This is a genomic window from Tateyamaria sp. syn59, assembly GCF_007995245.1.
GTDB lineage: Bacteria > Pseudomonadota > Alphaproteobacteria > Rhodobacterales > Rhodobacteraceae > Tateyamaria.
On the sequence record NZ_VCBA01000006.1, the window covers coordinates 256,300 to 269,675 of the forward strand.

Sequence of the window (13,376 nt, forward strand, 5' to 3'; positions counted from 1 at the left end):
TTTTTTTGAAACAGGGAAGGGGTCATGTCAGTGCCTCCGGTCCGGGGTGGCGCCAGAGTTGCATGGGGCCGAAGCGTTCATGCGTGAAGTCGCTGTCGTAGGTCGCGCCGAGGCGTTCGGCGACGCGGCGCGAGCCATCGTTGCCTATGGCGATCAGGCTGGTGAGGGTGGTCCAGCCGAGGGTGTCATAGGCATAGTGGCGCGCTGCGATGGCGGCTTCGGTGGCGTAGCCCTTGCCTGTCGCACCGTCGAAAAGGTCCCAGCCGAGTTCGTTTTCGGGGAAGCCTTCGGGGTGCCAGAGGCCGACGATGCCGACCGGGTTTTGCGTGGTCTTTTCGACGAGCGTCCAGCGGCCGAAACCGCGCAGGACCCAGTGGCCTGCTTCCAGTGCCAGGTTGCGCCAGCTGAGTTCGCGGCTTTGCGGGCCGCCGACGAATTCCGCACGGGGGGAGGCGTAGAAGTCGGCCAGCACATCGAAATCCGTGAGCGCGGGCGCGCGCAGGATCAGGCGCTCGGTCTCAAGCGTGGGGGTAGAGAAGGTGACTGTCATGCCGTGGGCCTCGGGTGGCGATAGACATAGGCTGTGCCGGGGGTTTCGGCATCTTCATCGCGGACCGCACCCAGCCGTTCGGCCAATGCGATTGAGCGGGTGTTCGGGTAGGCAATGTAGCTGACGATGGTAGCCCATTTGAGTGTGGTCCACGTGTAGTCGATGACGGCTTTTGCCGCCTCGAATGCGATGCCTTTGCCTTCGATAGCGGGTTCGAAAATCACCCAGCCGACTTCCTGTTCGGGCCAGGTTTTCGGGTTCCAGTGGCCGACGATGCCGAGTGGTGTGTCGTCGCCCTGATAGGTCACGACAAACATGCCGTAGCCGCGCATGACCCAGTGGCCGATTTCGGTGCAGAAGAATTCCCACCCGCGTTTGTCGTCCTTAGGTCCGCCGACATATTGGGCGCGGTCGGTTTTGTAGAACTCGATGAAGGTGGGCGCGTCCTGCGGTTGCGGCGCCCGCAGGGTGAGGCGTTCGGTCGTGAGCGTCGGTGTGTTGGTGAGGGTGATCATGCGGACACCTCTGCAGTGAGGCGGTAGACCACGGCGCCTTCGTACCATGCCGGGGGTGTATCATCGGTCCGGGTTGCTCCGATCCGTTCGGCGATGCCGATGGAGCCTGAATTGTCGGGTAGGATGTGCACGATCATCTCGGGCCATCGGAGGTCGCCGAGGAGGTGATCGCGCACATGTGCTGCCGCTTCGGTGGCGAGCCCTTGCCCTTCATACCTGCTGTCCCACAGAGTCCAGGTGAATTCAGGTGGCTGCCTGTGGTCACGCTGCATCGGCCCGACGTGACCGATGGGCGCGCCGTCCTGTTGCATGATGTAGCGCCCGAAGCCGCGCAGCGCCCAGTGGCCGGCAAAGGCCGCGAATTTGTCGAATGCCTGGGCCGCGTCGAAGGGTCCGCCGACGAATTGTGTGCGGGGGCTTGCGCAATAGTCAGTGTAGGGGGGGAGGTCGCTGGCCTGAGGTTGGCGCAGGGTCAGGCGGTCTGTCGTTAGGGTTGTCGCTGCGGTCATGCGGCCCTCCGGTGGCGGTAGACTGCCGTTTCGTTGGCCGTTTCGCCGTCGGGTAGGGGGGCGTCCGGGTCGTGTGTGGCGCCCAGGCGGGTGGCAAGCGCTTCGGACCGCGTGTTGCCGGGTGTGATGTAGCTGACCAAGGATTTATCGCCATGGTTCGCGGTGAACCAGTCGCGAGCAGCTACGGCGGCCTCGTATGCGATGCCCTTGCCTTCGGACTCTTCCATCAGGGTCCAGCCCAGTTCCGGTTCGGGGAAGTGGGCGGGGTGTTGGAGGAGGATTTCACCGCAATAAGTGCCGGTGGCCCGGTCCTCGATCGACCAAGCGCCGAAGCCCATGAGCGACCAGCTTCCGATAGCGGCTGCAAATTCGGCCCATGCCCGGTCGGCGCCGATCTGGCCCCAGCTGAATGTCGCGCGGGGGGACGCGCAATAGGCGGCGAAGGCCGGGAAGTCGGCCCGGCTTGGTGCGCGCAGCACCAGACGCTCGGTTTCGAGCGTGGGGATATGATCGGTGATCCCGGTCACTTTTTCTTGCCGAACCCAGAGAGGCCGGGGGGCAGTGGCATGCCGCCGCCCAGGCCGGGGAGACCGCCGGGCATTTTGCCGCCGAGTTGTTTGGCTGCCGCTTCGAGCTGGGCCTGGTCCATGTTGCCCATGTCGGGCATGCCGCCGCCCTTGCCCATCATCGCCTGCATGGCTTTCTTCATCATGCCGCCTTTGCCCTTGCCGAGCTTTTTCATCATGTCGGACATCTGGCGGTGCATTTTCAGCAGCTTGTTGAGGTCGCTGACCTGCATGCCGGAGCCTGCAGCGATGCGTTTCTTGCGGCTGGCCTGCAGGATCTGGGGGGCGGCGCGCTCTTTCTTGGTCATGGACTGGATCATGGCGATCTGCTGCTTGAGGATCTTGTCGTCGAAGCCCGCGTCCTGCACCTGTTTGGCCATTTTGCCCATGCCGGGCATCATGCCCATCATGCCTTCCATGCCGCCCATCTTGATCATCTGTTCCAGCTGCATGCGCAGGTCGTTCATGTTGAACTGACCCTTGGCCATGCGCTTCATCATCTTTTCGGCCTGTTCGGCCTCGATGGTTTCCTGCGCTTTTTCGACCAGGCTGACGATGTCGCCCATGCCGAGGATGCGGCCTGCGATGCGCTCGGGCTCGAAGGTTTCGAGCGCGTCCATCTTTTCGCCCAGGCCCACGAACTTGATCGGCTTGCCGGTGACGGCGCGCATGGAGAGTGCCGCACCGCCGCGCCCGTCGCCGTCCATCCGGGTCAGGGCCACGCCCGTGATGCCGATGCGGTCGTCGAAGTTTTGCGCTGTGTTCACGGCGTCCTGACCGGTCAGGCCGTCAACGACGAGGATGGTCTCGCGCGGGTTGGCGATGTCGCGGACTTGCTCCACTTGCGTCATCAACTCTTCGTCGATCGAGAGGCGGCCTGCGGTGTCGAGGATGTAGACGTCATAGCCGCCCATACTGGCCTGGGTCTTGGCCCGTTTGGCGATCTGGACCGGGTTCTCGCCCTTGACGATGGGCAGGGTATCGACGCCGACTTGCGCGCCGAGGATAGCGAGTTGTTCCATCGCAGCGGGGCGGGTCACGTCGAGCGAGGCCATCAGCACGCGCTTGCCGTCACGCTCGGTCAGGCGTTTGCCGAGTTTGGCGGACATGGTGGTCTTACCGCCACCTTGCAGGCCGACCATCAGGATCGGGGCGGGGGGGCTGTCGATTTTGAGCGCGCCGGGTTCGCCTTCGCCCGTGAGGGTCGCGACGAGGGCATCGTGCACGATCTTGACCACCTGCTGGCCGGGGGTGATCGACTTGGTGACGGCTTGACCTGTGGCCTCTTCCTGCACGCGCTTGATGAAGTCGCGGGCGACGGGGAGGGAGACGTCGGCCTCAAGAAGCGCCACGCGAACCTCGCGCAGGGCGGTTTTGACGTCGTCCTCGCTCAGCGCGCCTTGCTTGGTCAGCCGGTCGAAGACACCGGAGAGGCGTTCGGAGAGATTTTCAAACATGGGCCTTCATCCTTTCGACCGTTGACGTTTGCCTGACACGTAAGTGCAAGCGGTGCAGACCCCAAGAAACAGACCGAAACGAGAAGCACCCCCGTGGGCGCAACGCGCTGACGGAGGGCGATCCCGGGCATATACCAAGGGACTGGAAGTTTACGGACTTCCGGGTATTGCGCGGGGCGTATGCCAGCGTTGGCTGTGAGTCAAGAGCGGTGGCTGCAAGCCTTGGCGCATCCGCTGCGCTGGCGCTTTGGGGCGGGCGCGATTCTTATGCCGATTGTGCCGATACGCGCGGCGGGTTGGAGGGGGTCTCCCACCCTTGGCGGTGATAGGCGCTATGCCAGAACATCCACTCGTGCCAGGACGATTGGGCAAAGGCGGTTTTCATCGCGTTTTGGGTGTTTTGGTCCGCTTGGGCGCCGAGCCGGTCGGTCAGGGCGATCATCGCATGTACGGATGAGGCGAATGCCTCACCCGCATAGGTGTCGATCCAGGCGCGATATGGGTTTTCGGGCGCGGCATGGGCATGGATGGACGTGCCGACCCGGTAGTAGATCCAGAAACAGGGCAGCAATGCGGTCACGGCAACGGGGAACGGATCGACTGCGGCGGACCGAAGCAGAAACGCGGTATAATGATCACAGGCCTGCGATGGCGGGGTGGCCATGAACGTCTCTGGTGTCACAACGAAGCGCGCCATGTAGTCGCCATGCAACTGTCGCTCGACCGCGATTGCACCTGCGGCTGATCCGGCAAGCTGCGCGATGGCGTCTGCCCCAGGCGCGCGGGACGCCGAGAGCGCGAGGGCGCGGGCGAAGCCTTCGAGATAGTGCGCATCCTGGATGATATAGCCTTGAAACGTGTCTGACGGCAGCGTGCCCGCCGCGAGTTCCGTGTTGAACGGCATTGTCAGGATCGTCTCCTGAAGCTCGGCCGTTTCGGACCATAGCATTTCGGTAAAGCTCATGTCCTGGTCTCCGTGGTTTGATATGGGGGTAGGGGCGCGGAGGTGGTGCGGTTGGGTGGTCGCATGGCATCCGCGCGCGGCGCTTGCGCCGCACGTGAGGTGCCGAAAAGCTGTTTCGCGATCATCACCTGCCTCCTCGCGTTATCATAGGGAGGCGCAGGGCAGACCTCGGAGGGACTGCACGCAACTTCCTCCGCCGGTCTGAACCGGTTCAGGTTCCAAGGGTGCTTCTCAACCCGGCACGATGCCGGATGCCCCTGTTGCTGTGGTCGAGAGTACGTTGCCACGGGCGGGTGTCAAACGCATTGTGGCGCCAGGAGCAAACCCGCGCTGATGTGGAGGTGGCGCTTGTTATCCTAAGTGACGGAGCGGCGCAGAGACCGCCTCATTCCTGGATGCTTTCCAGATAGGCCATCAGGTCCACGATGGGTTTGCTGGTTAGGATCGGCTGGCCGGTTTCGGCTTTCAGCGCAGTATCCTCGCCTTCGAAATACCAGCCATAGACCGGCATGGGCGAGCCATGGCTGACCAGCGGGTCACGCCCGTCGATCCGCGATACCACGCGGCTGATCGGGAATGTGCCGTCGTTGCGCGTGGCAAGATCGGTCAAGCTGGGCGGTTGGAGCAGCAGCGCCGGACGCATGGGTCCGTTGCCGTCCGCGTTGACACCGTGACAGGTGGCGCAATGCCGTTGATAGAGCGTTGCCCCGATTGATACATCCTGAGCCAAGGCGGTCACGGGCATGCTGCCAAGCAAAGCTAAGGTGGCGATGATCTGTTTCACGGGACGTCTCCTATCTGATACGGATGGGAGCGTAAGGAGCGGTGCGCCGCCCCGACCTGATCTTGATCAAATGCCCTGTGCTTTTTCGCGCAGCAGCCCGAGAGGGACGACCCCCATGACGCCACTCTTTGCGCCGCAAGCCTACAACAATGCGTGGTCCAATTATCGGTTGCATCGCGCCTGTGGCGGGTTGACCGCCAAGGAGCTGACCCAAGCGCGCCCGTCCTTTTTCGGGTCGATCATTGCCACGCTCAACCACATCCTGATCGTCGACTGGTTTTACGTGTCGGCGCTGGAGGGGGCCTGCATCGGCGCCGCCGCCTTTGAGTCCGAGGTGCCGCATCCCGAGCTGCCCGCCTTGCGTGCCGCGCAACGCGAGGTGGACCGCCGTTTGATCGCTGTGACCGAGGATGCCACGCTGTCTGACCCGGTGCGCATCGTGCGGATGCTGCGCGCCAGCGAGGTGCAGGAGGAGCGGTTTGACCGGACGTTTCTGCACCTCATCCAGCATCAGATCCACCACCGGGGGCAGGTTCACGCGCTGCTGAGCATGACCAGCGTTGCACCGCCGCAGCTGGACGAGTTTTACATGGCCTGGGACACCGAAGCGCGCCTGCGGGCGCCGGACTTGGCTGAAATGGGCATAACCGAGGATGACGTCTGGCGCGGGCGTTAACCGGCCCGGCGGTAGGCGCGCAGCCAGTCGTTGATCGCATCAGCGCACTGGCGCGGGCCGTTGCCAGATGTGAAGGCTTCGACCAGTGGGTACGGGGCTGCGTCGTCAAAAATGAGGATAGGGCGGGCGGTGTCAGAGAAGGTCTCGACCTCGGCCCGGCGGAGATGGGTCAGCGCATGCACGGCGTTTCGGTAGCGCAGAAGCGTTCGGCGCTGCACTGTGACTGTGCCCGTGCTGGCATCGAAAATCACCTGATCGCGTTTGATCGCGAGTGCAAAGATGCCCAGCGGAACGCCTGCGCCCAGGCCGACGGTCCAAAGACCACTAGTTTCGCCCGCCGCTAAAAGCGCGAGACCGGCGGCGGCACAGGCCACGATGCAGACAATGAGCCCGCCGCCCAGTACCCAAGGGGCGTGCGCGAGGATCAATTGCATGGGCAGGTTGCGGATGACGGTCATGGTGCGACGCTAGCGGCAACAGGTGATCGCGGACAAGTCCGGGAACCGGGCGCTGGGGGGCGGCGTTAACCATTCAGTAACGTTTTGAACGTTGCGCAGATGATTAAGAAAGATGAAGGATACCCTTTGAAGTTTATTGTTGTGACTTTTACTGCACTGACCCTTGCCTCACCGATGTTTGCGTCGGTTCATGTGCCACAGTCCCTGTCCGCATCAGGACCCCAAGCGATTTATCACGGCGGCGGATGTCGAAAATCCTCGCCTCCCGGGCAGTGCTGCCACGCAGGCTCACAACCGTATCACTGCCACTGAAATGCCAAAGCCCCGGCCAGATAGTCGGGGGCTTTGCGCTTTCTTGGGGTTGTGATTAGGCCGCGAGCTTCTCGATCTCGGCCTTGGCGTCCGCGATGGCTGCCTCGCCTTGGGCCATGACGCTGTCTGCGGCGATAACCTCGACATCGTGGATGCCGATAAAGCCCAACACATGCTTGAGGTAGCCGGTAGCGAAGTCGATGTCGCTGCCTACGGGGGTGCCGCCGGTTGCGACGGCGATGATGGCCCGTTTGCCGTCGAGCAGGCCGACGGGGCCAGTCTCGCTGTATTTGAAGGTCAGGCCTGCGCGGGCCACCAGGTCAATCCAGGCCTTGAGCGCGGCCGGAATGCCAAAATTATAGACCGGTGCGCCAATCACGATGGTGTCCGCCGCCTTCAACTCCGCGACCAGCGTGTCGGACAGGGCAAGCGTGTCGCGCTGGGCCGGGTCGCGGTCATCGGCGGGGGTGAAGTTGGCGTTGACCCAGGTCTCATTAATCTGGGGTAGGGCTTCGGCTAGGTCGCGGCGGATCACGTCGCCGCCAAGCTTGGCAACGATCTGGGCGCTCAGGTCGCGGGTCACGGAGCCTTCGGTGCGGGCGGAGCTGTCGATATGCAATATGGTCATGGTCGGGTCCTCTCTGGGATGGCGATGTCGTCTGTCCCCAGATTTGTACCTTGCAAATTTGAACGCAATTCCTGAAACTCAACATCATCTGTTAACATTTGCACAAAGAGCCTTTGACCGATGGACAACTGGGACGAGATCAAGACCGCCTATCAGGTGGCGCGCATGGGCACGGTCAGCGGCGCGGCAGACGTGCTGGGTGTTCACCACGCCACGGTCATCCGCCACATTGATGCGCTGGAGGGGCGGTTGGGTGTGAAGCTGTTCCAGCGTCATGCCCGTGGCTATACCCCGACCGAGGCGGGCGACGATCTGTTTCGGGTTGCGCAAGCCACCGATGATCAGTTCAGCCAGCTTGTGGGCCGCATCAAGGGGCGCGGAACGGAAGTGTCGGGCGAGTTGGTGGTGACGTCCCTCGTCAATATGGCGCCGCGCATGGCCCCGGTTCTGACCGAATTCCAGCAGCAGCATCCCGATGTGATTGTGCGCTATCTGACAGGCGAGCGGCTGTTTCGCCTGGAATATGGCGAGGCACATGTGGCAATCCGGGCTGGCAATGCGCCGGATCAGCCGGATAATGTCGTCCAGCCTTTCGTGCGTCAGTCCATGGGGCTTTATGCAACCAAGGCCTATGTCGAAGCCCGCGGGCATCCTGAAGACATTGCAACTGCGAAAGGCCACCGTTTTGTTAGCCATGACGCTGCCGACAATCGCGCGCCGTTTCACAAGTGGCTGCGCAGTCAGGTGAAGGAAGACGACATCACCTTCCGATCAACCGACGTCCGCGCGTTGGAACAGGCGGTTCTGGCCGGTGCCGGGATCGGCTTTCTGTCGGTGCTGGAGGCGCGCGCCAATCCCAATCTGGTTGAGATCACGACCCCGCGCGAGGACTGGTCGGCGCCATTGTGGCTGGTGACCCATGTGGATCTGCATCGCACCAATAAGGTGCAGGCTTTTCTGACCTTCCTCAAAGAAAAGTCCAAGGACTGGCACGTTCTGTGACGCCAGCCTTGCGCGGCCATGCGGCGATGCTGTTGTTCTCTGCCCTCGTGGCCGGGTCGTTTTCGCTTGGGTCCATGGCCGCGAACGAGATTGCGCCCGCCGCGCTGAACGCGGCGCGCTTCTGGATTGCTGCGGCGGTGATCGGGATCGCGGTTGTTGCGCGCGGTGGTGTGCCTGCGCAGGCGCTGAATGCTCCGTGGCGGTATGCCGTGCTCGGCGGTCTCTTTGCCGTCTACTTTGTGCTGATGTTCGAGGGCCTGAAGACCGCGGCCCCTGTCAGTGCGGCGGCGGTCTTTACCCTGACCCCTGTCATGTCCGGGGTGTTCGGTTATGTCCTGCTACGCCAGATTACGACCCCACGCATGGCGCTGGCCCTCGCCGTGGGTGCCACGGGCGCCTTGTGGGTGATCTTTCGCGCGGACCTGTCCGCTTTTCTTGCGTTCGAGGTGGGGCGCGGCGAAGTCATTTATTTCTTCGGCTGCGTGAGCCATGCGATCTACACCCCGATGGTACGCAAGCTGAACCGGGGTGAGCCCGCGGTGGTCTTTACCTTCGGCATGCTGGTTGCGGGCGCGGTGTTGCTGAGCCTGTGGGGCTGGCGCGATCTGCTAGCAACGCCTTGGGCTGATCTGCCGGGTATCGTGTGGGTGACGCTGATTTATGTGGCGCTTTTTGCCTCTGCCGCGACCTTTGTACTGTTGCAGTTTGCCACCCTGCGCCTGCCGTCGGCCAAGGTCATGGCCTATACCTATCTGACCCCAAGCTGGGTGATCCTGTGGGAGGTGGCGCTAGGCAACGGCGTGCCGCCCGGCATTGTCTGGGTCGGCGTTGGCCTGACGGTGGTCGCGCTATCGCTGCTGTTGCGGGATGAGGGTTAGATGACATGATCCTGTTACACTCATCGGCGCAGATAGTTTCATGAATATCGAAATGAAAGTGTCGGTCACGGTAGACCGGTCCGAGACGTTGCTGGCACCCGTGGGATTGAGCACACCTGCGGCCACCTGTCTGGGCGTGGAGGTTGACGGGGCCGATGTCGCCCGTGTGACTTGCGCCGCCTTACGGCAGGACGCTCTGATCCTTACCCCGCGGGCGGAACGCGTCATGTTGCACTACGGTTTCGACACGGGCCACACGCCGTATCCTGACGCGATGTTTGCGCCGCATGACAGCCGTTTCACCCGTGCGCATCCCGACCTTGCCGCAGAGGCGCAGAAGATCGTGTCGGACGGCGGGGTGGAGGCGATGGTCGCGCATGTCACGTCGATGTTCGACTACGGCCACACCGATGATCGGTTCTATGACACCGCAGATGCCATGCCGCAGTTGTGCGACATGACCACGGGCTCTTGCGTCGACATCAATGCCTATCTGGTGGCGGGCCTGCGCGCGGTGGGGGTCGAGGCGGGTTATGTCGCGGGATACTTCATTCCAGAAGGGCGCCGGGATCACACAACCGACATGCACTGCTGGGTCGCCACGCGAGAGGGCGAGCGGGTGCGTCATTGGGACATCGCACACCACCTGAAGATGGGACGGCGTGACATTCGGGCTGTGTTGAACCCCAAGCTTGGTGTGCGTGTGGCGATGTCGCATTCGATGGGATGGACGCTGCCTGGTGTGCCGTTCGCGGACTTCAAACTGCTGTGCGAACCGGTTTGGTTCAACGATGCGGTCTGGGATCAGGCCGACTGTACATTCACGCTTGCAGGCTATGACGCGCTGGATGCGGCGCAAAATGCGCTTGCTCACGCCTGACGGTCGGGCAGTTCTTTTTCGAGGAACCGCTCGAACGCGTCTAGGTTCACAGGCTCGAACTGACCAAACCCCTGCATCCAGACAGAGGCGCCGCGCATCGCGTCGGGGTCCAACTTGCACCACTTCACGCGGCCCCGCTTTTCCTGCTGGATCAGTCCGGCGCGGGTGAGGATGGTCAGGTGCTTTGAGATCGCGGCCAGCGACATCTCGAACGGTTCCGCCACGTCGGTGACAGCCATGTCATCCTCAAGCAGCATCGTCAGGATCGCCCGCCGGGTCGGATCGGCGAGGGCGGAGAAGATGGTGTCGAGCGGATCGGCCATGGCCCGTCATAGCGAGCGGGCGGTCCGAGGGGAAGCGATCAGAGGTAAGGGTGCCTGTTCTCTGCTGACGGCCAGCGGTGTTTCATTTGTGCGCGTTGAGATGGGGTGAGGCCGATGTCACGCGCAATGTGGTCGGTCATAGGGGGCAGGGTGGTGCCCTTGGATGTCTTTGTTTTTCTGTTGGCGCGCAGGAATTTTGCACAAGTAGAGAGGGCGCGCAAAAGCGCGTTGGAGCGTGCCATTTGCATGAGTTGCCTCATTTTGCAGGGGTATGAGGGGAATATGGGCGTGTTAGCCTGAAGGGACAAACAGAGTTCCTTGACATGACTTGTGCGTTTTCTGCACGATTGGCCCATGTCGCGCACCTTGCCACCCCTCAATGCCCTGCGCGCTTTCGAAGCGGCGGCCCGGCATGAGAGCTTTACCCGGGCCGCTGAAGAGTTGGGTGTGAGCCACTCCGCCATCAGCCGTCACGTACGCGGGCTTGAGGCGCGGCTGGGTGTGCAGCTTTTTCGCGATGCGTCGCGCGGTGTGGCGCTTTCGGCTGAGGGCAGCCACTACCTTCAGCGGATCGCACCTGCCTTTGATGTCATCAGCGACGCGACCGAGGGGTTGGCCGATACGCCAGCAGGCCGGGTTGTGGTCAACAGTGAACCCCTTTTTGCGAACAAGGTGATCGCGCCCTTGCTGCGCAAGTTCCAGCAGGAGCTACCCGAGATTGAGTTGCGCCTGATTGCCTCTGATCAACTCGCCAATCTGGATCGGTTCGAGGCCGATATGGCCATCCGTTTTGCGCATAAAGGCACGCTTGATGTGCCGTCTGACCTTATGAGCGATGCCAAATTGTATCCCTTTGCGGCGCCGGGCCTTGTTCCGGGTGATTGCATACGTCCCGAGCATCTTGGCCAGTTCCACCTGTTTCGGGACAGGCACGAGCTTGTCTGGTCGAAATGGTGCACGCTCGCAGGCTTTGATCCAGCGCTGGCCAATGAGGGGGAGTGGCGCGCCCGCTTGCCGCTGGCGTTCGAGGCGGCTGTGTACGGCGCCGGGCTGTACATGGGGTCGGCCGATTGTGTGCGGGTTGAGGTTGATGCGGGGCGACTTGTTCGGTTGTCCGATGTCGGGTTCCGCATGGGGTCCTTTCATTTGCTGACCGGTGGGCAAACCGCGCGGCGTAAGGCGGTCCGGACGGTGCGCACCTGGTTGCTGGATCACACGCGCTGCTTCCGCAGTAGAGAAAATCAACCAGATGGTTGAACATGCCTTCTGGGTGCGATTGGTCTCAAGCGGACGGTGCGACGCAATGGCACTTGCCTTCATTGTTCCAAAAAATATTTATAAAAACAAATGGTTGAGGTCACTACGCGTCGTAGTATGTGCGCGTTGACTCATACCCCGCCCCGACATATCCAACCTTCGAACCAAATGACGGGATGAAAGGCGCGTGACCGACCCCGAAGACGCAGATCGACTGAAGGCCCTGAGCGCCAAGATCGACGCGGTCAAGGAAGAGCACGCCCCGAAACCCCGCACACCGGATCCTCACTCTCAGGCGCAACTGGCCTGGCGCATGGTGGTCGAACTGGTGGCCGGTATAGGGATCGGCTTTGGCATGGGATACGGGCTGGACGCGCTGTTCGGCACCACGCCGTTTCTCATGATCATATTTGTGTTTCTGGGCCTCGCGGCCGGCATCCAGACGATGATGCGCAGCGCGAAAGAGGTTCAGAGCATGCGGGAGGCCGAAGAGGCCGATGAAGGCGACGCCCCGCGGGGCTAGGACGGAGAGAGCCGAATGGCAGACGAAGCAACAAGTGGTGGTGGGCTGTCCTTCAAGCCTATGGATCAGTTCGAGGTCAAAGCGCTGTTCGGCGGTGATATCGGGATGTTCACAATCACCAATGTGACGCTTTGGTTGGCGCTGGCCGTCCTGGCGGTCATTGGTCTGCTGGTCCTGACCACATCCAAGCGCGAGACGGTGCCGGGCCGTGGCCAGTCCATTGCGGAGCTGATGTACGGCTTTGTTTACAAGATGGTCGAGGATGTGACCGGCAAGGACGGGATCAAATACTTCCCCTACATCATGACGCTGTTCATGTTCATCCTCTGCGCCAACTTCCTCGGTCTGATCCCGATGTCGTTCACCACGACCTCGCACATCGCGGTCACCGCTGTTCTGGGCTTTGGTGTGTTCATCGCCGTGACAGTCCTCGGCTTCGTCAAGAACGGCGCCTCTTTCCTGAGCCTGTTTTGGGTGTCGAGCGCGCCGTTGCCGCTCCGCCCGATCTTGGCAATCATCGAGGTGATTTCGTATTTCGTCCGCCCCGTCAGCCATTCCATTCGTCTGGCAGGCAACATGATGGCGGGGCACGCCGTTTTGAAAGTGTTCGCTGGCTTTGCCCAGGTGGCGGTGATCGCCCCGGTGGCCATCGTTGGCGTCATGGCGATCTACGGGCTCGAAGTGCTGGTGTCGGCCATCCAGGCCTACGTCTTCACGATCCTCACATGCGTGTACCTCAAGGACGCGCTGCATCCGCATCACTAATGTTTGGTGGGCAGACTGCCCACCCTACGCAAACTTCCAATCGTAAGGAGAATTCTCATGGAAGGTGAACTCGCACACATCGGCGCAGGCCTGGCAGCAATCGGTTCCGGCGCAGCCGCAATCGGTGTGGGCCACGTGGCTGGCAACTTCCTCGCCGGCGCCCTGCGCAACCCTTCGGCCGCTGCTGGCCAAACTGCTACCCTGTTCATCGGCATCGCCTTTGCAGAAGCCCTGGGGATCTTCTCGTTCCTCGTCGCTCTGCTGCTGATGTTCGCCGTCTAAGCTTCTCTGGCGATATTCCTTACGGTCGGGCGGCGTGATACGGTCAC

General features: G+C 62.1%; 18 protein-coding genes and 1 riboswitch. Of the genes, 8 read left to right on the forward strand and 10 right to left on the reverse strand.

Annotation, left to right across the window (positions count from 1 at the left end):
- Window positions 1–22 precede the first annotated feature (22 nt).
- The 7 genes from FD715_RS13685 to FD715_RS13715 form a co-directional block, all read right to left on the reverse strand.
- Window positions 23–550, reverse strand: coding sequence for a GNAT family N-acetyltransferase (locus FD715_RS13685; protein WP_147110594.1), 528 nt, complete (start codon window positions 548–550; stop codon window positions 23–25).
- A complete protein-coding gene (locus FD715_RS13690) occupies window positions 547–1,065 on the reverse strand; it encodes a GNAT family N-acetyltransferase (RefSeq protein ID WP_147110596.1) in 519 nt (172 codons plus the stop codon). Before FD715_RS13690 ends, FD715_RS13685 begins: the two co-directional genes overlap by 4 nt.
- On the reverse strand, window positions 1,062–1,574 hold the full coding sequence (locus FD715_RS13695; protein WP_147110599.1) for a GNAT family N-acetyltransferase: 513 nt from the start codon (window positions 1,572–1,574) through the stop codon (window positions 1,062–1,064). The genes FD715_RS13690 and FD715_RS13695 overlap by 4 nt, the downstream gene beginning before the upstream one ends.
- Entirely contained in the window at window positions 1,571–2,101 is a 531-nt protein-coding gene (locus FD715_RS13700) for a GNAT family N-acetyltransferase (RefSeq protein WP_223274878.1), read from the reverse strand. The genes FD715_RS13695 and FD715_RS13700 overlap by 4 nt, the downstream gene beginning before the upstream one ends.
- Window positions 2,098–3,597 carry a signal recognition particle protein gene (ffh, locus tag FD715_RS13705; protein WP_147110602.1) on the reverse strand — a complete coding sequence of 500 codons (1,500 nt, stop codon included), beginning with the start codon at window positions 3,595–3,597 and terminating at the stop codon, window positions 2,098–2,100. The genes FD715_RS13700 and ffh overlap by 4 nt, the downstream gene beginning before the upstream one ends.
- Before the next feature lie 265 nt (window positions 3,598–3,862).
- Window positions 3,863–4,561, reverse strand: coding sequence for a TenA family protein (locus FD715_RS13710; RefSeq protein WP_147110605.1), 699 nt, complete (start codon window positions 4,559–4,561; stop codon window positions 3,863–3,865).
- Window positions 4,562–4,732: 171 nt separating this feature from the next.
- A riboswitch (TPP riboswitch) is annotated at window positions 4,733–4,830 on the reverse strand.
- Window positions 4,831–4,946: 116 nt separating this feature from the next.
- Complete coding sequence (locus FD715_RS13715) at window positions 4,947–5,345, reverse strand: cytochrome c (protein ID WP_370455404.1); 399 nt, start codon at window positions 5,343–5,345, stop codon at window positions 4,947–4,949.
- A 115-nt stretch (window positions 5,346–5,460) separates the two neighbouring features.
- Between FD715_RS13715 and FD715_RS13720 the strand changes: the two genes are divergently transcribed.
- Window positions 5,461–6,021, forward strand: a complete 561-nt coding sequence (locus FD715_RS13720; protein ID WP_147110607.1) for a DinB family protein — start codon at window positions 5,461–5,463, stop codon at window positions 6,019–6,021.
- Here FD715_RS13720 and FD715_RS13725 read toward each other — a convergent pair.
- Window positions 6,018–6,479, reverse strand: coding sequence for a hypothetical protein (locus FD715_RS13725; RefSeq protein ID WP_147110611.1), 462 nt, complete (start codon window positions 6,477–6,479; stop codon window positions 6,018–6,020). The genes FD715_RS13720 and FD715_RS13725 overlap by 4 nt on opposite strands.
- Before the next feature lie 367 nt (window positions 6,480–6,846).
- Entirely contained in the window at window positions 6,847–7,419 is a 573-nt protein-coding gene (locus FD715_RS13735) for an FMN-dependent NADH-azoreductase (RefSeq protein ID WP_147110618.1), read from the reverse strand.
- Window positions 7,420–7,539: 120 nt separating this feature from the next.
- Between FD715_RS13735 and FD715_RS13740 the strand changes: the two genes are divergently transcribed.
- The 3 genes from FD715_RS13740 to FD715_RS13750 are packed head-to-tail and all read left to right on the forward strand — an operon-like array spanning window position 7,540 to window position 10,179.
- On the forward strand, window positions 7,540–8,421 hold the full coding sequence (locus tag FD715_RS13740; protein WP_147110621.1) for a LysR family transcriptional regulator: 882 nt from the start codon (window positions 7,540–7,542) through the stop codon (window positions 8,419–8,421).
- Complete coding sequence (locus FD715_RS13745) at window positions 8,418–9,299, forward strand: DMT family transporter (RefSeq protein WP_147110624.1); 882 nt, start codon at window positions 8,418–8,420, stop codon at window positions 9,297–9,299. Before FD715_RS13740 ends, FD715_RS13745 begins: the two co-directional genes overlap by 4 nt.
- Window positions 9,300–9,339: 40 nt before the next feature.
- Window positions 9,340–10,179: a transglutaminase family protein gene (locus FD715_RS13750; RefSeq protein WP_147110627.1), complete on the forward strand. Its 840-nt coding sequence runs from the start codon at window positions 9,340–9,342 to the stop codon at window positions 10,177–10,179.
- Here FD715_RS13750 and FD715_RS13755 read toward each other — a convergent pair.
- Complete coding sequence (locus tag FD715_RS13755; RefSeq protein ID WP_147110630.1) at window positions 10,170–10,502, reverse strand: helix-turn-helix transcriptional regulator; 333 nt, start codon at window positions 10,500–10,502, stop codon at window positions 10,170–10,172. The genes FD715_RS13750 and FD715_RS13755 overlap by 10 nt on opposite strands.
- A 354-nt stretch (window positions 10,503–10,856) precedes the next feature.
- Here FD715_RS13755 and FD715_RS13760 point away from each other — a divergent pair, with 354 nt between their 5' ends.
- The 4 genes from FD715_RS13760 to FD715_RS13775 all read left to right on the forward strand — a co-directional run bounded on the left by FD715_RS13760 (window position 10,857) and on the right by FD715_RS13775 (window position 13,329).
- Complete coding sequence (locus FD715_RS13760) at window positions 10,857–11,759, forward strand: LysR family transcriptional regulator (protein ID WP_147110633.1); 903 nt, start codon at window positions 10,857–10,859, stop codon at window positions 11,757–11,759.
- Window positions 11,760–11,946: 187 nt separating this feature from the next.
- Window positions 11,947–12,282 carry an AtpZ/AtpI family protein gene (locus FD715_RS13765; RefSeq protein WP_147110636.1) on the forward strand — a complete coding sequence of 112 codons (336 nt, stop codon included), beginning with the start codon at window positions 11,947–11,949 and terminating at the stop codon, window positions 12,280–12,282.
- 15 nt (window positions 12,283–12,297) lie between these two features.
- Window positions 12,298–13,047: a F0F1 ATP synthase subunit A gene (locus FD715_RS13770; RefSeq protein ID WP_147110639.1), complete on the forward strand. Its 750-nt coding sequence runs from the start codon at window positions 12,298–12,300 to the stop codon at window positions 13,045–13,047.
- Between the two features lie 57 nt (window positions 13,048–13,104).
- Entirely contained in the window at window positions 13,105–13,329 is a 225-nt protein-coding gene (locus FD715_RS13775) for a F0F1 ATP synthase subunit C (protein ID WP_015496525.1), read from the forward strand.
- Window positions 13,330–13,376: the final 47 nt, after the last annotated feature.